We start from the raw sequence: 17,869 nt of genomic DNA, 5'->3' as shown, positions 1-17,869 counted from the left end.
GGAGCGCCACCGCGAACGCAAGAACTATTTTTGAAAAAGTTGGCAGGCATTTTCCCAGGCGGCTCGAGCGATTGCCTCAGCGTCCTCGCCGGTACGATCGACGCGGTCGTTGACCAGCGCGTTTGCTGTGATGGAAATCATCGCAGGCTCGCACTCAAGACCGCGAATGGGCTCCGGCGCCATATAGGGACAATCCGTCTCGAACAAAATACGGTCGAGCGGGGTCGCCGCAAATGCCTCGCGCACGTCGTCGTTGCGCTTAAAGGTAGCCGCGCCGCCATAGGCGATGTAACAACCCAAATCCACAAAGCGCTCCATCGTGGCTCGGTCCTCGCCAAAGCAGTGCAGTACGCAACCGGCCTGGGGCACGCCGACCTCGCGCAACACGTTGTAGGCGTCCACATGCGAGGTGCGCTCCTCGTCCGTATCCTCATGACGCAGATGCAGCTCTACCGGCACATTGCGGCGTACGGCGACCTCGAGTTGGCGCGCCATACAGTCGATCTGCACGTCGTGGGGCGCCGGCGCGATATCGTCGTCATAGTCCATGTGGTAGTCCAGGCCGATTTCGCCAATACCGGCGCATAAGGGATCATCGAGTGCGGCAACGACCTGTGCGTGAACGTCGTCGGTATAGTCCGGTGCGCCATACGGATGCACGCCGGCAAGATACTTGATCTGCGGGATATCCCGCATCGGCAGGATCTCGCGAACCAGCCAGTCGCTATAGTCCGCCACGCTGCGCTTATCGGCAATGGGGTCGAAGACCGTCACCAACAAGTCAATGCCCGCTTCCTTGGCGCGCGCGAGCGTCTCGGGCACTTCCTTGCTCCAAAATGAGAGCAGGTGCGCATGCGTATCGGCAAGCGGCGCCAGCGGCACCGGGCAGGCCACCGTTTTCTTCTTTTTGGTAAACGTCACGCGTTCGACATTAGGCGTCATGGGAAAGCTCCTGAGCCAAGCGGACAAAGGCGGCAACGTCGAGCGTCTCGGCGCGCGTGGTAGGTGCGATACCGCAGGCCTCAAAGGCGGCGTCGAGCACGTCCTTGGCAAAGCCGTTGGCGCTCATGGAGTTGCGGATCGTCTTGCGGCGCTGGGCAAATGCAGCGTCGATCACACGGGCCACAAACTCGCGGTCGATGCCCTCGGGTACCACACCGTCAACGCGATCGATGCGCACCACGGCAGAATCCACATGCGGCGCCGGCATAAAGCAGCGCGGCGGCACCTCAAAGCGCCCCGTCACCTGCGCATACAGGCCGAGCTTTGCCGTGTAGCCGCCATAGGTCTTGTTGCCCGGCGTTGCGGCAATACGATCTGCAACTTCCTTTTGCACCATGACGACAGCGCGCTTAAGCGCGGGCATCGTCTGGAAGAACTGAAGGGTGATCGTCGCCGCCACGTTATAGGGCAAGTTCGCGACAAACACCGTAGGTTCACCACCGGCGGCCTGCTCAATCTGCTCCGGCGTCACTTTGAGCGCGTCGCCCATGATAAAGCGGAAGTTGGCATAGTCGGCGGCGTGGGCGTCGAGCACCGGCTCAAGCTCGGGATCGGCCTCAATCGACGTAACGCACGCCGCCTCCTGCAGCAGGGCCAACGTCAGCGTGCCGCAACCCGGGCCGACCTCGAGCACGCGCTCATCGCCCGTAAGCTCAGCGAGCTCGCAGATACGTTCGATCACATGGTTGTCGATCAGGAAGTTTTGGCCCAGGCGATGCTTGGTCGCAAGGCCAAACTCCTCTAGCAGCTCCCTAGTTGCCGTGGGGTTTGCCAAAGGCGAAGTTGTCATGGTTGCCTCCTTAACATGGTGGCTGCATCGTAAAGCAAAAGGGCATGGACCGTTGCGGCCATGCCCTTACATCTAAACAGCAAATTGCCGATATGGCGCGCGGCGGCTTAGCCCAGACGCGGGAACAGCGGCTCGCCCTTCTCGACGGGCTGACCACCGGCAAGCAGGCCCCAAGCGCAAATGCCCTTGAGGTCGTCGCTCGCGGCCTCGTCCTCGCAGGACAGGCGGCGCAGGGCCTCGGCAGAGGTCTGGGGCATGAGCGGCATCAGCAGGTGAGCGGCAATGCGGATGGCCTCGAGCAGGTTGTAGATCACAAACGCCAGCTCGTCAGCCTTGGCCTCGTCCTTGGCAAGTGCCCAAGGCTCGGAGTCCTCGATGTAGTGGTTGGCGGCATGGATGAGCTCCATGACCTCGTCCTTAGCTCCACCGTAATCGAGCACGTCCATCTTGGCCATGTAACGATCGACCAGGCCATCGGCAATTTTTGCCAGCGGGTTGTCGAACGCATCGAACGATGCGGGCTTGGCGGGCGCGCAGCCGTCAAAGTACTTGCCGCTCATGTTGAGCGAACGCGAGATGAGGTTGCCCCAGCTGTTGGCCAGGTCGGCATTGTAGACCTGCTCCATGCGATCGAAGCTGATGGCGCCGTCGGTGCCGGGGACGACGTCGGTCATAAAGTAGTAGCGATAGCCCTCGACGCCCAGCATGTCGATAACGTCCTGCGGAGCAATGGCGTTGCCGCGGCTCTTGGACATCTTCTCGGCCTTGCCGGTCTCGGCATTGCGCACGGTCAGGAAGCCGTGGGCAAAGACGTGCTCGGGCAGGGCTTCGCCGATAGCCATGAGCATGGCGGGCCAAATGACGCAGTGGAAACGGATGATGTCCTTGCCCACGATGTGGAACTGCGCGGGCCAGCGATAGGCCAGCTCGGCACGCGCCTCGTCGGTGTCGACACCGTAGCCGACAGCCGTCATATAGTTGAGCAGCGCATCGAACCACACGTAGGTCACGTGGCCCTCATCAAACGGGACCTGAATGCCCCAGTCAAAGCTCGTGCGGCTCACGGAAAGGTCGTTGAGGCCGCCTTCGACAAAGCTGCGCACCTCGTTCATGCGGAACGCGGGCTCAACAAAGTCGGGGTGCTCGTCATAGAGCTTGAGCAGCTTGTCCTGGAACGCAGAGAGCTTAAAGAAGTAGGACTCCTCCTGCACGCGCTCGAGCGGACGGTGGCAATCGGGGCACAGGTGCTGGCCGACGCTGCCGTACTCTTCGTCGCCCTTCTGGACCTGCGTATCGGTAAAGTAGGTCTCGTCGGGCACGCAGTACCAGCCGTCATAGCTGCCCTTATACAGGTAGCCGGACTCCTTCATGCGCTCCCACAGATACTGCACGGCGTGATGCTGGCGCGGCTCGGTGGTACGAATGAAGTCGTCGTTGGAGATCTCGAGCTTGCTCCACAGCTCCTTGAAGTGCGGAGCCTGGCTGTCGGTCCACTCCTGCGGCGTCATGTTGTGCTTGGCTGCAGCCTCGGCAACCTTCTCGCCATGCTCGTCCATGCCAGTCAGGAACTTGACGTTATAGCCGGCAGAGCGACGATAGCGAGCCTGGACGTCGGCGATGATGGTGGAATAAGCCGTGCCCAGGTGCGGATCGGCGTTGACGTAGTAGATGGGCGTCGTGATAAAGAACGAAGGCTTGCTTTGATCCATGGGGTTTGTCCTCCAGAAAAACGTTGCATACAGGGGATGATTCTAACGCAAGGGCTGGATATCCTCCATCTATTGCATATCGAGCACCATGGCATAGACATCGCGCTTGCGGCGCGAGTACTTCTGTGACAGGCGCTTTGCCACCGCGGAGGCGGGCTCCCCCTCCTCGAGCGCGGTGCGAATGTCCTCGCGCAGGGCTTCGTCGGGGTCTACCGCTGCGGCTCCAACCGGCGCAATGCCGGCATCCTCATCCTCGCTCGGCGGCGCGATGACCAGCGCAATCTCACCCTTTACCTCGCCACGGGCGCGCAGCTCCTCGGTTAGCTGGGCGGCGGATCCACGCAAGACTTCCTCGTGCAGTTTGGTGAGCTCGCGGCAGACGGCGACATCGCGCTGGGGAAAGACCTCGGCCACGGCCTCGAGCGTCGCGACGATGCGATGTGGAGACTCGTAGAAGATGAGCGCGCCGGGGACGACGGCAAGGCGCTGCAGTCGGCGCACGCGGTCGCCGTGCTTGCGACCCAAAAAGCCTTCGAAGAAGAAATGCTCGCAGGGAATACCGGACGATACGAGCGCCGTGACGCAAGCAGAGGGGCCGGGAATAACCTCGACAGGCACATCCGCCTCGCGCGCCGCCTCAACCAAAGCCTGGCCGGGATCAGACACACTCGGCATACCGGCGTCCGAGGCAAAGGCGAGGGTCTCCCCCGCCAGCAGGCGGTCGACCAGGCCGGCTGCGCGACTTGCGATCACGTTCTCGTCGCAACGAACGAGCGGCTTGGAGATGCCTAGGTGCATCAGCAACTTTGAGGTCACACGCGTGTCTTCGCAGCAGATGGCATCGGCGGCGGCAAATGCCTCGCCGACGCGCGGAGACAAGTCGCCCAGGTTACCGATGGGCGTACCGACCACATAAAGTTTGCCCGTGCGGGCGCTGTTTTGCGTCATATCAACCTATTCAATCATGCCGCGCTCGAGCGTGCCGAGTGCCGCGCGGGCGTCCCATGCTGCAATACGCTTCTCGGTCTTCCACGTTTGGAAGAACCAACCGGCAGCCGGCGCAAACGATGCCAGCTGGTTGGCGATAAACACGCGCTCGTAGGCATTGCGGCCCTCGGGCGTAACCGACGAGTTGGCAAAGATCGCCGCACCCGACCATTCACCCACCAGCACGGGGAACCCAGTTGCGGCCGCCTCTTTGAGCTCACGCTTGTTGCGCGAAATCGCCGTCGTCAGACCGCGGGGGCTCGTGATGTCGAGCGCATACTCGTCGCGGTAATGGTACAGGTGAAGGTCCATGTAGACGTTCCTATACTTGGCGCCGCGCATAAAGTGCTTCCACTCGCCAGGGTGTCCCGAAGAGGAAAAGACGACAATCTTGTCCTCGGGCATATACGAACGAACGAGCTCGTACGCATCGCGATAGAAGTTGCGCAGGTAGTGCGCCGGAATACCGTCCGTCATGGTAAAGAGGCTCTTGCGTACGCTCATCTGCGGCGTATCCAACAGCTCGATGCCCAGCAGGCTCTCGGCCTCACCATAGCGATCGGCCAGGCGCTCGAGCACATCGAGCGCAACGTGACGGCCGTTGGTGGACGAATGCCACTCGGCAACAGCCTCCGGCGTCGTGGGCGAATCGTTGGAATCTCCCTGGCCACCGGGTACAGTCGCCAGATCGAGCAGTACGCGGATGTTGTACTTGGCGGCCCACTCAATAGCACGGTCGATATAATCGACGACCGAGATGTAGGAAGCGTCAGACTCCTGCGAACCAAAGGCATACCACGGCACCGGCAGGCGCACGGCGTTGAGACCGATCTGCGCCATACGACGAAAATCGTCCTCACTCACAAACGTCTCGTAATGGCGACGCATGCGCTCGTTATAGGCAGCGGTGCCCATGGCCTCCTGCAGCTCGGCTGCATTGGATGCTCCGGTCGCTGCATAGAGCGACGGGGTCACCCAGGGCTCGGGAATAAACCAGCCAGAGAGATTAACGCCGAGAATCCTCTCCATCACGGCCCCCTTCGAATCGCGCAGGCCGAACCTGCATCGTATTGCATAGGAAAAGTATCGTTTTGAGTATACCCGCGCGTGCGGACAGACGACCGAACGGTCTGTAAAGTGGCGCAAAAGCGGGAGGAATATCTGGGCGGGCCCGAGATGGCGCGCCGAGATGTACATATGCGCCGGAAGTAGGCGGCCGAAAAGCGCATCCCGTTCTGAGCGCGGGATCTGGGACGCAGTTTCCGCCAAAGACCGCAAAAGGAAAGCACATCCCATTCTGACGCCGGATTCCGGGTCGCGCTTTCCCAAGCGGCCTCAAAGCGGAAAACGCATCCCACTCTGAAGCCAAATTCCGGGACGCAATTTCCGCAGAGCCCTCAATAAAAGAAAAGGACCCCTTTGCAGAGGCCCTAGTCAATTCAAGGTGGCGGGGAAGGGAATCGAACCCCTGACACGAGGATTTTCAGTCCTCTGCTCTACCAACTGAGCTACCCAGCCATTTGAGGAGTGCCTTGTTTCAAGGCTAGATTAGTATAACCAAGGACGCGCTCCGGTCAACCGAGAATTTTAAAAAAGTTTTTGAGCGCGACATCGGCCTTGATTATCAACTTCATCCGAACACTTCCCACATTCATCCGCACATGTGCGGATGAATGTGGGAACCCGATACCCTGAGGGCCGGACCGGCCGGCCCCGGGAGATCGGAGGACGGCATGTCCGGAAAGAAGAATAGGGGCTCCGCGAGGGCGGTCCCGAGGGCCTACGGAAGGCTCACGAGGCACGAGCGGGACACGGTCCAGAGGATGCTGGAGCGCGGGGCCTCGTGCAGGGAGATCGCGAGGGAGCTGGGCAGGTCGCCCTCGACGGTGAGCGCCGAGGTGGCGTCGCACAGGTTCGTGACGGCGCCGAAGTCCAGGCGCGGCGAGCGCGTGGACGCCTCCGCCGACCTGTCGGCGGCCTGCCCGCGCCTGGCCGCGTGGCCGCGATGCTGCAACGGCTGCGGCCGGTACCGCGCGATCGGCTGCAAGCGCCGCCCCCACGTCTTCTACGAGGCCCGGGCCGCGCAGCTGTGCGCCGACTCGGTCCTCGTCTCGTCCAGGCGCGGGATAGACGCCGACGAGCCCGCCGCGGCGGCCAGGCTGGAGGCGATAAGGGACTGCCTGCGCCGGGGGCTCTCGCCCGAGCAGATGGCGGCGCGCAACGGCGGCCCGGTGGACCTGTCGCCGTCGACCATCTACCGCTGGGTCTCGGCGGGCTACGACGGCATGACCAACATGGAGCTCAGGCGCAAGGTCGGCTACAGGCCGAGGAAGAGCGCCGCCGGCCGGGCGGCCACGCGCCACTCCGCCCGCAGGTCGCATGCCGCGTTCCTCGCCCTCGGGGAGGACGCGTGCGCCGCGGCCTGGGAGATGGACACGGTCGAGGGCGCGCGGGAGGACTCCGCCTGCCTGCTCACGCTGCTGCACCGCCCCAGCAGGCTCCAGCTCGCGCTGCCGCTGGAGGAGAAGACCGCCGGGTGCGTCGCGGACGCCCTGGGCGATATCAGGGAGGTCCTCGGCGCCGACGGCATGGGCAGGGTCTTCCGCGCCGTGCTCACCGACAACGGCGCCGAGTTCTCCGACGAGGCGGCGATCGCGGCGCTGCTCGGCGAGGGGCCGGGCGAGACGAGGCTGTTCTACTGCGACCCCGGGCGAAGCGACCAGAAGGGCGCCTGCGAGCGCAACCACGTCGAGATAAGGAAGCTGCTGCCCAAGGGCGCCGGAATCAGGTTCGACCGGCTCTCCCCGGCCGACCTGGCGCTGGTCATGTCGCACGTGAACTCCGAGCCCCGCGGCGCGCTCGGCTTCACGACGCCCGCCCGCGCCTTCAGGGCGATGCTCGGGGACGACGCGGCGGCGCTGCTGGACGCCTACGGCGTGGAGGACGTGCCGCTCGGCGAGCTCGACCTGACGCCGGGACTGATAGGGCGGGCGCGCGCAGAGAGGGGCGATGCCCCGCTGTCCTAGCCTGAAGGAAAAAACGGAATAGACGGACCGGCCGTCCGGCTGAGTCTGGGAAGAGGTGCCGGGCGGAGGGCGGAGCATGGCCACCGGACCCATCGAAACACATCTCCACCGTTCCTTCAACTGGGAAAACGGCGCCCCCGGACCCCAGGAGGGGCCGCGGGGGCGTTCAGCTAACTGCGGGAATGGCCTATTTGCTCAATGTGTTCGGCTGAGATCGGAAATCAACCAGCGCGACATCGGCCACGATCTCGCTCCTATAGAACGGCACGTCAGAAGCATCAACCGGCCGCAAGAAGTTTTTCACTCAGGGCCGCACGGGCAAACTCACTTGGCGTCATCCCCTCGGCAGCCGCCCGTCGACGAATAGCCTCCTTCATTCCCAGAGGAATCTTGACCGATAGCGTTGCCGTTCCCTCACCTGAGAGTGGAGGCCGTCCATGCACGATTCCGCCAACGGTGTGTTCGCCATCCGGAAACTCTCCGCGCTCGTACGACTCACACCACGCGTCAATCATTTCATCCGTTACAACCTGACCACTAGCGGTCGTATATGTCTTGCCCATCATCGACCCCTTCCGTCAGGTGCTTTTTGGCGTTGGGATGAATCTCGACATCCATGCATTTCCTCCCCCATCTTACCCAATTTCGTATGACGAAAGTCCACTGTCGCCAATTCTTATGCCGGCACGCGTTGGAGAACAGGGGGCGAAACAATGAGTGAAGGGCGTTCGAGTGCCGCCCAGGCACCGGGACAGGAACACATACGCCAAGGGCGTACGTTTTCGTAGCATGCGAGGACATTGCCGCTGCGATCGATAAAGGCAATGTCGATGGGATAGGCCATAAAGCAGGTGTGAACCGAGGAACAGCGCGGAAACGCCATGACAAGCGGCAGTCCGCTGGCGGCAATTGGCCGCCGTCCCAGCATGCCGCGCAGACGCACGGTAAACGACTCCGCCACCACAAACTCGGCCGGCGTCCAACCCAACCTGTTGAGCGCCCGCGCGTAGGCGATATAGGACGAGACCGCGGTCACATGACCACCCCCGGACGCCATGGATCGACCGTCACCGCACGTTCATGCGTGAGCACGGCCGGCGCCCCCAGGGAAACGCCGGCGATGCTCAGCAAACTCGGCCACGGCTCGTAGTGCATGGTGCAGGTATAGGTCCTAAACGTGCCAGAAAGAGAGAGCAGACTACCATCCGATGACGCCGTGCCTTGCTCGCTCGAGACCTCGACCTGTAGGTCATATCCCTCCATGGCATCCTGAATCTGAGCTTGAACGGTCGCGGAAGCGTCAATGGAGCTCTCGTCACCCTCCCCGCCCGGCGCCACAGCGTGCGCAAGCACGATGTCGGGCACCACGCGGTCGAAGCGCGCGACCGCGCCTGCAAAGATCATGACGTTGTACGCGACGAGAGCCAGCACGAGCAGGACAGGCGTGACCACGGCCATCTCGACCGTCGCCTGGGCACGCTCCTCGCGCAAGCCCGCGCGAATGCCCATTACGACCCACCGCCAAAAGCTCCCACCAGCGTGGCAACATCGACAGTGAGCGGGATGGAGCGGCCACCGGGCAGCGGGATCTCCGCAAGCGTGAACACCGCGCTGCTGATGGTGCGCTCGACGTGATATTCCAAGGCCTCGCAAAGTGCCTTGGGGTCAGTCACGCCCAAGGGGATTTTTCGCAGGGTATCTTGAGTTTTGGAGATGCCTGCGATATCGGACCCCGGACTTTTGATGACATTGGCGGTATCGGTCAGCACCGGTTTTCGCAGACGCAAATCGCACGGTTCGAGCCCCAGCGCCGCCACGGAGGACGAGACGGTGTCACCGAGCCAGGACGCGATGGAGCCCAACGCGCCGCTACCCCCTCCCAAGCCACCGATCAGCTCTCCCATAAGCTCGTCGGCCGCACCCTGGATGTCTCCGTACCCCACAAGCAGGCGGCCCCAAACATCCATAACACCGTCGAGCACGCCGGCAACGCCGCCCGAACGCTCCTCCAGCGTCGAGAAAAACCGCGAGAGAACGTTATTTTGTGCCGTCGCATCATCGGGTGCGAGTACTGCAGCAGAAATTGCACCACGATCGCCAAGCTCGACTGCTGTGCTAAACGAAGAGTTGAGCTCGTCGGGACTGGAGATGGCGCCCGAGACCGCAAAGGCGACCACGCCGTTGCGACCGGGCGGGGCGATGCGCGGACGCTCACCGGAAAGTTCTTTGATGGCGGTATCGAACGCATCGCCCGCACGGTCGGCTTCGTCCTCGGTCTGACGCTCGAGTTCGAGTTCCTTGTTGCGACAGTCGACGTAGTCCTCCAGGGCGTCTTTAAACTTGTCAAAGTGATACTCGAAGCCGTTTTCGATAGAGGTTGAAGGCGCCGCAACAGCACCAAGCGACGAAACGCCAAAATGGCATTTGCTGCATTTATCCTGCCCATCGTAATCGGCAACCGAAGCAAATCCGCTCGGCGTTCCTTTCTTATAGTTAGGACAGGTCGTCCCGTAATGCAGATACGCCTTGCCATCGTTCACGCTCGTCGGCCACACCGCGTCGGTATAGAGTTCCGTCGCCCGAACCTCATCAGAGTTACGCGGCAGCAGCGGAATATAGGAGGAAACCCTGTCTCCGTTCTCGGTTATATATGCCCGATCGACCTCCGCGCTCGCATAGGTATAAAACGCCTTACGCGCCGCAGACTCGGCCTTCATCTCGACACTCGAGCCTTGGGGCTTCTCATTTGTCAGACGCCAATGGTAGTAGTCCTTCGCGCGATCAAGGGCAACTTGAGGCTCCCACGTAACGCTCGATGAGTAATGCGGATTTTGAACACCGGAGAGATCCGTTAGGCTTTTTGCGCGCTCCCACATACACGAACAGCTGCCGACCGAACCTTTATCCGATCCACCGCAATCCGCTAGCCAGGCACGCTCTTTGGCCTTCGCCGTCTCCTCCGATGCTTTTTGTAGCTCCTCGGCCGCGCGCTCCAGATCTTCCGACGCATCTTTAATGGCATCGGTCGAGATTTCGGATCCTTCGAGCGCAACAAAATCCGACTCGGATGTCCTGGGCACGGCAAGCGCCGTACCGGTATAGGTCACACCGTCGGTATCCTGCGCCGATACTGCCTGCATGGCACGCGCGGCAACCAGGTACGGCAAGGCGGTCTCAATCTTTTGCAGGCCCTTTGCCGCACTTTTGGCAAACTTGTTACGTGTTTTAATGATCTGGGTTCCCGTATCGATGATATCGCTGCCGACAACCTCGGCGCCCGGAATAAGAATGGCAACCAAGCCGGTGCCGATCGTGGCAAACCCCGCCAGGCCCAAACTCAAAATGCTCGCATCCACCACCGTGGCGGCCGTGTGATAGGACGACACCACGTTGGCGCCCGCCAGTGCACCGCTATCGGCCGCCACCTGGGTATCTCCGGCGCGCGACATGCTCCATATCGCCGCGGTCGACGAAAACAGCAGCGTAAGCACCGCCAGAATGACAACCGCAGAGGAGAGCGTGGTATAGGCCCCGTCTTCGATAAACAAGTCGATACCGGCACGGCCCATAAAGCCGCCCCGCTTGCGGCGAGCGCCTGGTCGACGGCGAGCCGCAAACCCTTGCGTCACCCGCAGCAGGCAGCGCCTAATCCCATGCAGCAATCCATGAATCATAATCTCCCTCCAGCCATTCGGGACGCGATCGATACGAGACGTCGACCTTGAGCTCGACATAGCCGCCCTCACCCGCACTGCCCATGGCCTGCACAAATGCACCGATCACGGGCAGCGGCTTAACCTCGCCGGCAACAGACACGGACGAAACGCCACCGGCACCGGCCCGCCCCAACTCGATATCCCACGACAGCGGCCCGCCGGCATGAAAAATCGAGACGTTGGGCACCGCGGCAAGTCTGCGGCGAGTGAACTCCTTAAGGTCATCGTCGTCCTCCACCGTCGTCGTGGTCATAAGCCGCGCGGTCTCGGCGGCGGCAGACTCCATGACCGCACGCGTATAGAGCAGGCACACCGGCTGCAACGCGAGCAAGATAAGTGTCAAAAACGTCGGCAGCAAAAAGGCGGCCTCGACCGTAGATTGCGCCCGATCCTCGCACGCGATATCAATACAGAGCGATGTCCTTGGCACCCGTCGCGGCATCGATAACCGACGATGGGGCGACGCCATGAGACGCTGCCCGCTCGACCAGTGCCGCCAAGCGCCCATCGGTGCCAGCGCGCCAAAGCCCCGCAATCGCCAGCACAATCGATAACAGCGCCACGGTGACGATGGCGTATTCGACGGTCGACTGAGCAGATTCCTCACACAGGACACCATGCATTTCACGACCCCTCCTTTGACTCCGTTGTTTGCGGAACCAGACGCACGGCACGCAGGCGGCACGAGGCATCGCCGGCATCCGCGGCAACCGTCACCATGTCGACCCAGCCTCTCCCATCGCGCACGATGGCGCCCCATACGTTGCCCTTAATATCGAGATAGCCGCTCAGGGCGAGCTGGGCCGTGGGCACCTCACGGTAGGCGCGCAACAGGTCTGCCGCCGCCTCGGTCATCGGCCGGTCCTCGGACCATGCGAGTCGAACCGCGATCGCGTTGTCTGCAGACGGCTCCGTCGCGCTGGCGGCCCGCTCGTCGAGCGCCTGCAAAAAGGTACGAGCCGTGACGGCGGCATTCTGACCGCCCATATCTCCCGCGCCTTCTGCTTGTGACACCGCCGCCGAACCCGATCCCAAATCGGCAGTAGCGCCTGGACGCTGCTGTCGCGCAACACCCAGCCCCCAAAGCGTCACCGCTATTGCCACGAGCAAACAGACGAGCACCAGCGGCGAACCAACAGGCCGCCTGCCTCCTACAGGCTGTTGATGCCGTCTTTGATCGCGTTCCATAGTTCTTCGACTTTGCTCTTAAACGCGACGATGGCGATAATCGCGATCACTACGAGCACACCGACCAAGATGGCGTATTCGGTAGTGCCCTGCGCGTTCTCCTCCCGCAACAGCGCCTTGGCACGCTGGCGAGCGCGGATTGCCCGGCAAAATGCCCAGCTCCAAGCCTTGCCCGCAATGTCGGTCATCGTGTTCATGTATTCCTCCCTACATCATCCCGCCTGCTCCCAGCAGCGGGCCCAATATGGACAGAAGCAACGCCGGCAAGATGAGCGTGCCGGTGGGAATCAGCAACTTGACCGGCGCGCGCTCGATCTCGCGCTCGACTGCGGCGCGATGGGCCGCACGGATCTCGCGACTTTGAGCAGCCAGCGTCTCGGCCAGCGGGGCGCCCAGCGCAAGCGCCTGCCCCACCGTGATGGCAAAGGTCTCGAGCGCCCTCACGTCCAAATCACGCGCGGCAGCCAACAGCTCGGCCTCGCGCGTCCCCACGCCCACCTGCCACGCCATGCAAGCTCGTTCAAGACGAACGGCCAGCACCGACCGACGATTGGCACAGAAAATCTCGAGCGCCGCGTCAAACGAAAGGCCGGCAGAAAGACCCAGGCGCACCACGTCGATCATCTCGGACACCTCACCGAGCGACACCCGCGCCGGGCCGCCCGCCCCAATCGCGCCCTTCATTCGCGCAGTCAGGGTATCAATCACCGAGTAGCCCGCAGCAATGACCAGTACCGCTTCACGCTTGCACGTCTCTGCAATCTTGCAAGCATCCGCACGCTCCAAACCTGTCGCGGCAAATACACTCAGGGCACACAGACAAGCCGCGGCCCCGACCAGGGCGCTCATAGCTCCACCCGCATAATGCGCCGGATAACTACCAGGGCAACGACGTTGAGGGCAAGTCCCAGTACCACGGCGCCCGCACCAGCCGGCGTCGCAAGACCGCGACGAAAGTCTGCCGAAAGCAAAGCCAGCACCGCGCACATGCCCGCCGGCATCGCCGCGACCATGTGTGCCGACATACGCGCCTGTGACGTCTTAACGTCCAGACGGCGTTTGAGCTCAATGCGCTCACCCACCATGCTCGACGCCTCGGACAGCAAGCCAGCAAGTGGAGCCCCGGTACGCTGCGATACTTTGAGCGCCAAGGTGACAAGCGAAAGGCCGGGGGCATCGATGCGAACGAGTAGGTCATCGAGTGCGTCGGTCGCCGAGATGCCGCAATCGATTGCCGCCGCCACCCGCAAAAACTCGGTATGCACCGGTTCTTGCGCATGGGCGCCCACAAAGCGCATGCCCTGTGCCAGCGAATGCCCCGAGGCAAGCGACATGGATAACGCCGTGAATGCCTCGGGCATGGCCTCTTCTACATCATGCTGCTCGCGTCGGCGATCGAAGGTGTCACGCGCGGCACCCACGCCAAACGGCGCCACCAGCCCCAAGACAAAGCCGATGGGCGACAACGACGCAACGGCCAGCAAAACGCTGCAGATACCGCTCGACAGCAGCAGAAATGCCAGACGAGCCGCGTTATCCTCAATAGCAAACCCAAGGCGATCTGCGGGGATCAGCGACGCCCACGAGCGGGCAATCTTTGTCAGCAGGTCGTTTTCCACCAACTCACGCGGCAGCTTCTCCGCCATCGATTCGAGCGTCTGGCGCACCAGCTCCGCCGGCGGCATCCGCGGCACACGAGGCTCTGCCCCACACGCCGTCGCGACGGAAAGCCCCGCCAAACCCCCTACGACGAGGGGCATAGCGATCTCCATTCGTCCACCTCCTCTTGCGTGAGCGTTCCCGACCGCAAGCCCTCCGCAATAAACGGCGGCTCGCGGTCGAGCGTCCAGGTGCGTTCGGCGGCATCAAAAGTCACGTAGCGTTCGAGCTCAACACCGCCCGACGCGCCGCGGCGAACCCCCGAATATGAGGCGACAAAGCGCCTACCATCTGCATGACGCTCGGACATCACGATGCCGTCGAGCGCCATGGCGATCTGCTCTTCGATAAGCTCACTCGGCAAATCGATGCCGTAGCGCGCAAGCAGCGTCAGGCGAACCACGGTCTCCTGCTCGGTACCCGCATGGAGCGTGGTGAGCGAGCCGTCGTGGCCCGTGTTCATGGCCTGCAGCATGTCGCAGCACTCGGCACCGCGCACCTCGCCCACGACAATGCGGTCGGGGCGCATACGCAGAGCATTGGTCACCAGGTCACGAATCGTCACCGCACCCTCGCCCTCGATTGACGCCTCACGCGCCTCCAGACGGACAACGTGTGGGTGATGTGCAAACTTGAGCTCGGCGGAATCCTCGATCGTCACGATGCGCTCGCCGGTGGAAATCTCGCACGACAGTGCGTTGAGCAGCGTGGTCTTGCCCGACCCCGTGCCTCCTGCAACCGCCAAGTCCTGCCGCAACGACACCGCGCACGACAGCAGCTGCGCATACCAAAGCGGCAGTGACCCCAACCCCACAAGCTCGTCCAACGAACAGATACGGTCCGAGAACTTACGAATGGTGAGGATTGGCCCGTCAATCGCCACGGGTGGAATCACCGCGTTGACGCGATAACCCGTCTTGAGGCGGGCGTTGACGATGGGGCTACGCTCGTCAATACGACGGCCGAGCGGCGAGATGATGCGGTCGATGAGCACACGGATCTGCTCGTCGTCCTCAAACGCGTGCTCGATGGGATACAAAACGCCACTGCGCTCAAAAAAGGCAGAGCGACAGCCGTTGATCATGATTTCGGTAACGGTGTCGTCCTCGATGAGCGGCTGCAGCGGTCCCAGGCCCACCACGTCATCTAGAATCTCGTCAATGATGGTCTCACGCTCAGGCGTCGCCAAGTCGGTCGACTCTTCCACGTTGAGCGCCGCTTCCACCGCCGGACGTAGCTCAGAGCGGGCAAGGGCCGGGTCGACGTAGGCACTGATGCGCGCCACCTCGTCGTAGCCCATGCGGTCCATCACCGCACGCTTGGTGCGGCGTTTAACGGCACGGCGGCGTCCCGCATCAACGGGGGCAGCCGCGGCGGCCGCGCCGGCGGCTTTAATCCTCGTCTGCAGACTCATCGCGAATCACCCTCACGCGACCAGGGAAGACGGATGCGCGGGCGCTCGGTGCGGGTCGCGCGGTCGGCGACCATATCGCTCCAGGGACCGACGGCGCAGCCCAGCTCCACGAGCATCTCGCGCGTGGCCTCGCGCACGCTGGTCGCAAAAGCACTCGTCTGACCCACTGCCTCGTCGGCACGACCGAATGCCATGAGCGCGACCAAGTCCTGACCGCCATCGGCAATGCGGATCTTGGAGCTCAGTGCGCAGGCGATCTCGAAGCGCATGGCGACGTCCTCGTCGGCACCGCGCGCACCAAACCGGTTGAACACGGCGCTCATGCGCGTGCGTGGCACGCCAACACGGCTCGCCAGCTCAATGACGCGCGAAGTGGATGTCGCGGACGATACCGCCGCATCGCCTACGACCAGGCAACGGTCGCTCGCCGCCACCGCGGCGGCCACGGCATCACCCCAAAAGACCGAGGTGTCGACAAAGACCACGTCGGATTCGCGACGCAAAACATCGAGCAATAGCTCCACCGGACGTGCCATGAGCTCGGCCTTCTCGGGGGCCGCGACAGGTCCCCAGAGCGTGACGCCCGGGGCGACGCGCATCGATGCGGCCACGATATCCGGCTCGGCAAGTGCGCCCGCCGCCGACGGCTCGACAAGCGTCGCCATATCGTGCGGGGCATCGACACCCAGCAAATCGTATAGGTTTCCAAACATGAGGTCCAAGTCGAGCACAGCGGCACGCAAACCCAACAGCGATGCCGCATGCGCCATGGTGGCAACGATCGTCGACTTGCCGCAACCGCCCGAACCCGAGACGGCGCAGACGACCGGCGCCCGACGCGACGGAATCGAAGCGTCCGCCGACGGCGCGGGGGCTGACGGTGCAGGAACCGGCGACACGAACGCGGGCGATAACATCCCCGTCTCCCCCGCCGCGGTCACGCGCTGAGCCCAAGCCGGCATGGCAGGCTGCCCGGGCTGCGGCTCCGAAGCCAAAGACGCAGCGGCACACGGCTCGCCAGCCCCGGCAAAACCCTCGATCTCGTCGAGTTCATCGGCCAGATTTACGCCGTGCACGTATCCCATATCTTCAGCCAGAACGTCATCGCCATACGGTACCGGCCTTCCAGCGTCATCGTATGCAAGGGGGTCCCGGGGGCGCCGACCATGCTCGGCTTCCGCTTTTCCATATTCATCAACACGCGGGCCTCTTGTAGCGCGAGGCGCCCCGGGTTCCCTATCAACAAAAGCATCGGGCTCAATCGTCATGCGCCGATCGGAATCAACCGTTCCCTCGCCCGCGAGCCCGTTGCCGCACAAGCTGTGCGCAGCGATGACCTCGGTCGCCCCCGCGCGAAACAGCCCTTCGATATCCGACGGGTCGAGCGTCTCGATCAACACGACGACGCGACTCACACGGCCCTCGGCCGTCAGGCGTGCAACGGTCTTCCGCACGTCTTCGGTATCGAACAGAGACGCCGCGATGATGGCGGCACCGCGGCGCGACGGAAACGCCCGCGCCATGGATACCAGCCCGTCCAGGTCGCCCACGCGAAGTACCTGCGCGCCCACATCGCGGCCCTCGACTTCCTGCTGTAGCAGCCCGTAATCACCGCACGCGCAGCACGCAAGCCAGATCGCCTTCATCACTCGTCGCCTCCGCTCTTTTTGCCGCGCGCCGTGGCGGGAATCGTCAAGCTGACCGTTCCCTTTCCCGAGGCTCCCAGCAATTCCTTGACGTCTTCGGGGTCTGCCGCCAGCGTCACCCACTCGATCTTGCCTTCACGCGTGGTGCCGGCATCTTCGCTGGTATCGATCACGTACGCGCCGCACAAACGATCGGTCACGCCATCTTTTTGCACGTACACGTCCACATAGCTGCCCACGCCCGTAGCGCCGCCGACCGAGTGCTCGGCATCGACCGCCACCGAAACGGCAACCTTGCCTTTAGGCACCTCGAGCTTGTGGCTCTCGGCCTTGGTGTAGACATTGCAAATCACGGCGTTTTTAGGAATGCGCGAGGTCGTCACGTCGCCGCGCACCTGACGCAGCTCGGTCGCCGCATCACGCGGCAACTGACTCGCCAGCCATTCCTGAGTTATGACATTAGTCTCGTCGAGGGTCTCGCCCGCATCGATATCGCGCGCCGCGACGCACACCTCAACGCGGTCGCCGCCGTATTTTGCCAACGTCTCGGCCTGGGCCCGCTCGGCTTGCGAGCGGATCGACGAGCCGTAGACCATGCAGAGCGCCGCGGCAAGCACGCCCGCGACCAGACTGATGGCGATGCGCTTGCTCTTGTTCACGGCCGCTCCTCTCAAGGTAGCACCGGGCAAATGCCCGTACCACCATTGTCTGGGCGACCAGGGCGCAAAGCGG

At 62.9% G+C, this 17,869-nt stretch carries 19 protein-coding genes and 1 tRNA gene; 1 reads left to right on the top strand and 19 read right to left on the bottom strand.

The window, feature by feature from the left end; all coding sequences use genetic code 11:
• Window positions 1-24: 24 nt before the first annotated feature.
• The 6 genes from LCQ44_RS04720 to LCQ44_RS04695 form a co-directional block, all read right to left on the bottom strand.
• Window positions 25-942, bottom strand: coding sequence for a TatD family hydrolase (locus LCQ44_RS04720; RefSeq protein ID WP_225094212.1), 918 nt, complete (start codon window positions 940-942; stop codon window positions 25-27).
• Window positions 932-1,792, bottom strand: coding sequence for a 16S rRNA (adenine(1518)-N(6)/adenine(1519)-N(6))-dimethyltransferase RsmA (rsmA, locus tag LCQ44_RS04715; protein ID WP_225094211.1), 861 nt, complete (start codon window positions 1,790-1,792; stop codon window positions 932-934). The genes LCQ44_RS04720 and rsmA overlap by 11 nt, the downstream gene beginning before the upstream one ends.
• Before the next feature lie 107 nt (window positions 1,793-1,899).
• Window positions 1,900-3,501 carry a methionine--tRNA ligase gene (gene metG, locus LCQ44_RS04710; protein ID WP_195521629.1) on the bottom strand — a complete coding sequence of 534 codons (1,602 nt, stop codon included), beginning with the start codon at window positions 3,499-3,501 and terminating at the stop codon, window positions 1,900-1,902.
• Window positions 3,502-3,570: 69 nt separating this feature from the next.
• The gene (gene rsmI, locus LCQ44_RS04705; protein WP_225094210.1) at window positions 3,571-4,449 is read right to left on the bottom strand and encodes a 16S rRNA (cytidine(1402)-2'-O)-methyltransferase; all 879 of its coding nucleotides are present in this window, start codon (window positions 4,447-4,449) and stop codon (window positions 3,571-3,573) included.
• 6 nt (window positions 4,450-4,455) lie between these two features.
• Window positions 4,456-5,517 carry a glycoside hydrolase family 5 protein gene (locus LCQ44_RS04700; RefSeq protein ID WP_225094209.1) on the bottom strand — a complete coding sequence of 354 codons (1,062 nt, stop codon included), beginning with the start codon at window positions 5,515-5,517 and terminating at the stop codon, window positions 4,456-4,458.
• A 416-nt stretch (window positions 5,518-5,933) separates the two neighbouring features.
• A tRNA-Phe gene (locus LCQ44_RS04695) sits at window positions 5,934-6,006 on the bottom strand.
• A gap of 215 nt (window positions 6,007-6,221) precedes the next feature.
• Between LCQ44_RS04695 and LCQ44_RS04690 the strand changes: the two genes are divergently transcribed.
• On the top strand, window positions 6,222-7,514 hold the full coding sequence (locus tag LCQ44_RS04690; RefSeq protein ID WP_225094208.1) for an IS30 family transposase: 1,293 nt from the start codon (window positions 6,222-6,224) through the stop codon (window positions 7,512-7,514).
• 278 nt (window positions 7,515-7,792) lie between these two features.
• On the opposite strand, the gene LCQ44_RS04685 is transcribed toward LCQ44_RS04690, so the two are convergent.
• From LCQ44_RS04685 to cpaB, 13 genes are all read right to left on the bottom strand, one after another.
• Window positions 7,793-8,080, bottom strand: a complete 288-nt coding sequence (locus LCQ44_RS04685; protein WP_225094207.1) for a ribbon-helix-helix domain-containing protein — start codon at window positions 8,078-8,080, stop codon at window positions 7,793-7,795.
• A 110-nt stretch (window positions 8,081-8,190) separates the two neighbouring features.
• Window positions 8,191-8,550: a DUF192 domain-containing protein gene (locus LCQ44_RS04680; protein WP_225094206.1), complete on the bottom strand. Its 360-nt coding sequence runs from the start codon at window positions 8,548-8,550 to the stop codon at window positions 8,191-8,193.
• On the bottom strand, window positions 8,547-9,023 hold the full coding sequence (locus tag LCQ44_RS04675) for a hypothetical protein (protein WP_225094205.1): 477 nt from the start codon (window positions 9,021-9,023) through the stop codon (window positions 8,547-8,549). The genes LCQ44_RS04680 and LCQ44_RS04675 overlap by 4 nt, the downstream gene beginning before the upstream one ends.
• Entirely contained in the window at window positions 9,023-11,188 is a 2,166-nt protein-coding gene (locus LCQ44_RS04670; RefSeq protein ID WP_225094204.1) for a hypothetical protein, read from the bottom strand. The genes LCQ44_RS04675 and LCQ44_RS04670 overlap by 1 nt, the downstream gene beginning before the upstream one ends.
• Window positions 11,160-11,660 carry a TadE family protein gene (locus LCQ44_RS04665; RefSeq protein ID WP_225094203.1) on the bottom strand — a complete coding sequence of 167 codons (501 nt, stop codon included), beginning with the start codon at window positions 11,658-11,660 and terminating at the stop codon, window positions 11,160-11,162. Before LCQ44_RS04665 ends, LCQ44_RS04670 begins: the two co-directional genes overlap by 29 nt.
• Complete coding sequence (locus LCQ44_RS04660; RefSeq protein WP_225094202.1) at window positions 11,635-11,853, bottom strand: hypothetical protein; 219 nt, start codon at window positions 11,851-11,853, stop codon at window positions 11,635-11,637. The genes LCQ44_RS04665 and LCQ44_RS04660 overlap by 26 nt, the downstream gene beginning before the upstream one ends.
• A 1-nt stretch (window position 11,854) precedes the next feature.
• Window positions 11,855-12,217, bottom strand: coding sequence for a hypothetical protein (locus tag LCQ44_RS04655; protein WP_225094201.1), 363 nt, complete (start codon window positions 12,215-12,217; stop codon window positions 11,855-11,857).
• A 164-nt stretch (window positions 12,218-12,381) separates the two neighbouring features.
• Window positions 12,382-12,615 carry a hypothetical protein gene (locus tag LCQ44_RS04650; RefSeq protein ID WP_225094200.1) on the bottom strand — a complete coding sequence of 78 codons (234 nt, stop codon included), beginning with the start codon at window positions 12,613-12,615 and terminating at the stop codon, window positions 12,382-12,384.
• Between the two features lie 10 nt (window positions 12,616-12,625).
• The gene (locus LCQ44_RS04645) at window positions 12,626-13,267 is read right to left on the bottom strand and encodes a type II secretion system F family protein (protein ID WP_225094199.1); all 642 of its coding nucleotides are present in this window, start codon (window positions 13,265-13,267) and stop codon (window positions 12,626-12,628) included.
• Complete coding sequence (locus LCQ44_RS04640) at window positions 13,264-14,190, bottom strand: type II secretion system F family protein (RefSeq protein WP_225094198.1); 927 nt, start codon at window positions 14,188-14,190, stop codon at window positions 13,264-13,266. The genes LCQ44_RS04645 and LCQ44_RS04640 overlap by 4 nt, the downstream gene beginning before the upstream one ends.
• The gene (locus LCQ44_RS04635) at window positions 14,163-15,491 is read right to left on the bottom strand and encodes a TadA family conjugal transfer-associated ATPase (protein WP_225094197.1); all 1,329 of its coding nucleotides are present in this window, start codon (window positions 15,489-15,491) and stop codon (window positions 14,163-14,165) included. The genes LCQ44_RS04640 and LCQ44_RS04635 overlap by 28 nt, the downstream gene beginning before the upstream one ends.
• A complete protein-coding gene (locus LCQ44_RS04630) occupies window positions 15,488-17,137 on the bottom strand; it encodes a CpaE/TadZ family protein (protein ID WP_225094196.1) in 1,650 nt (549 codons plus the stop codon). The genes LCQ44_RS04635 and LCQ44_RS04630 overlap by 4 nt, the downstream gene beginning before the upstream one ends.
• Window positions 17,137-17,796: a Flp pilus assembly protein CpaB gene (gene cpaB / locus LCQ44_RS04625; RefSeq protein ID WP_225094195.1), complete on the bottom strand. Its 660-nt coding sequence runs from the start codon at window positions 17,794-17,796 to the stop codon at window positions 17,137-17,139. The genes LCQ44_RS04630 and cpaB overlap by 1 nt, the downstream gene beginning before the upstream one ends.
• Window positions 17,797-17,869 lie beyond the last annotated feature (73 nt).

Source organism: Collinsella aerofaciens, from assembly GCF_020181355.1.
In the GTDB taxonomy this organism is placed as follows: Bacteria; Actinomycetota; Coriobacteriia; order Coriobacteriales; family Coriobacteriaceae; genus Collinsella.
Note: the sequence above shows the minus strand (reverse complement) of the source record. Positions and strands in the feature narration are given on the sequence as shown.

Bases quoted from the DNA above. Each gene is read 5' to 3' on its own strand.
- LCQ44_RS04640 (WP_225094198.1), bottom strand. From the start codon at position 14,190: ATGGAGATCGCTATGCCCCTCGTCGTAGGGGGTTTGGCGGGGCTTTCC.
- LCQ44_RS04690 (WP_225094208.1), top strand. From the start codon at position 6,222: ATGTCCGGAAAGAAGAATAGGGGCTCCGCGAGGGCGGTCCCGAGGGCC.
- metG (WP_195521629.1), bottom strand. From the start codon at position 3,501: ATGGATCAAAGCAAGCCTTCGTTCTTTATCACGACGCCCATCTACTAC.
- LCQ44_RS04635 (WP_225094197.1), bottom strand. From the start codon at position 15,491: ATGAGTCTGCAGACGAGGATTAAAGCCGCCGGCGCGGCCGCCGCGGCT.
- LCQ44_RS04650 (WP_225094200.1), bottom strand. From the start codon at position 12,615: ATGAACACGATGACCGACATTGCGGGCAAGGCTTGGAGCTGGGCATTT.
- LCQ44_RS04685 (WP_225094207.1), bottom strand. From the start codon at position 8,080: ATGATGGGCAAGACATATACGACCGCTAGTGGTCAGGTTGTAACGGAT.
- LCQ44_RS04675 (WP_225094205.1), bottom strand. From the start codon at position 9,023: ATGGGCATTCGCGCGGGCTTGCGCGAGGAGCGTGCCCAGGCGACGGTC.
- LCQ44_RS04670 (WP_225094204.1), bottom strand. From the start codon at position 11,188: ATGATTCATGGATTGCTGCATGGGATTAGGCGCTGCCTGCTGCGGGTG.
- LCQ44_RS04655 (WP_225094201.1), bottom strand. From the start codon at position 12,217: ATGGGCGGTCAGAATGCCGCCGTCACGGCTCGTACCTTTTTGCAGGCG.
- LCQ44_RS04660 (WP_225094202.1), bottom strand. From the start codon at position 11,853: ATGCATGGTGTCCTGTGTGAGGAATCTGCTCAGTCGACCGTCGAATAC.
- LCQ44_RS04700 (WP_225094209.1), bottom strand. From the start codon at position 5,517: ATGGAGAGGATTCTCGGCGTTAATCTCTCTGGCTGGTTTATTCCCGAG.
- rsmI (WP_225094210.1), bottom strand. From the start codon at position 4,449: ATGACGCAAAACAGCGCCCGCACGGGCAAACTTTATGTGGTCGGTACG.
- LCQ44_RS04720 (WP_225094212.1), bottom strand. From the start codon at position 942: ATGACGCCTAATGTCGAACGCGTGACGTTTACCAAAAAGAAGAAAACG.
- rsmA (WP_225094211.1), bottom strand. From the start codon at position 1,792: ATGACAACTTCGCCTTTGGCAAACCCCACGGCAACTAGGGAGCTGCTA.
- LCQ44_RS04630 (WP_225094196.1), bottom strand. From the start codon at position 17,137: ATGAAGGCGATCTGGCTTGCGTGCTGCGCGTGCGGTGATTACGGGCTG.
- LCQ44_RS04645 (WP_225094199.1), bottom strand. From the start codon at position 13,267: ATGAGCGCCCTGGTCGGGGCCGCGGCTTGTCTGTGTGCCCTGAGTGTA.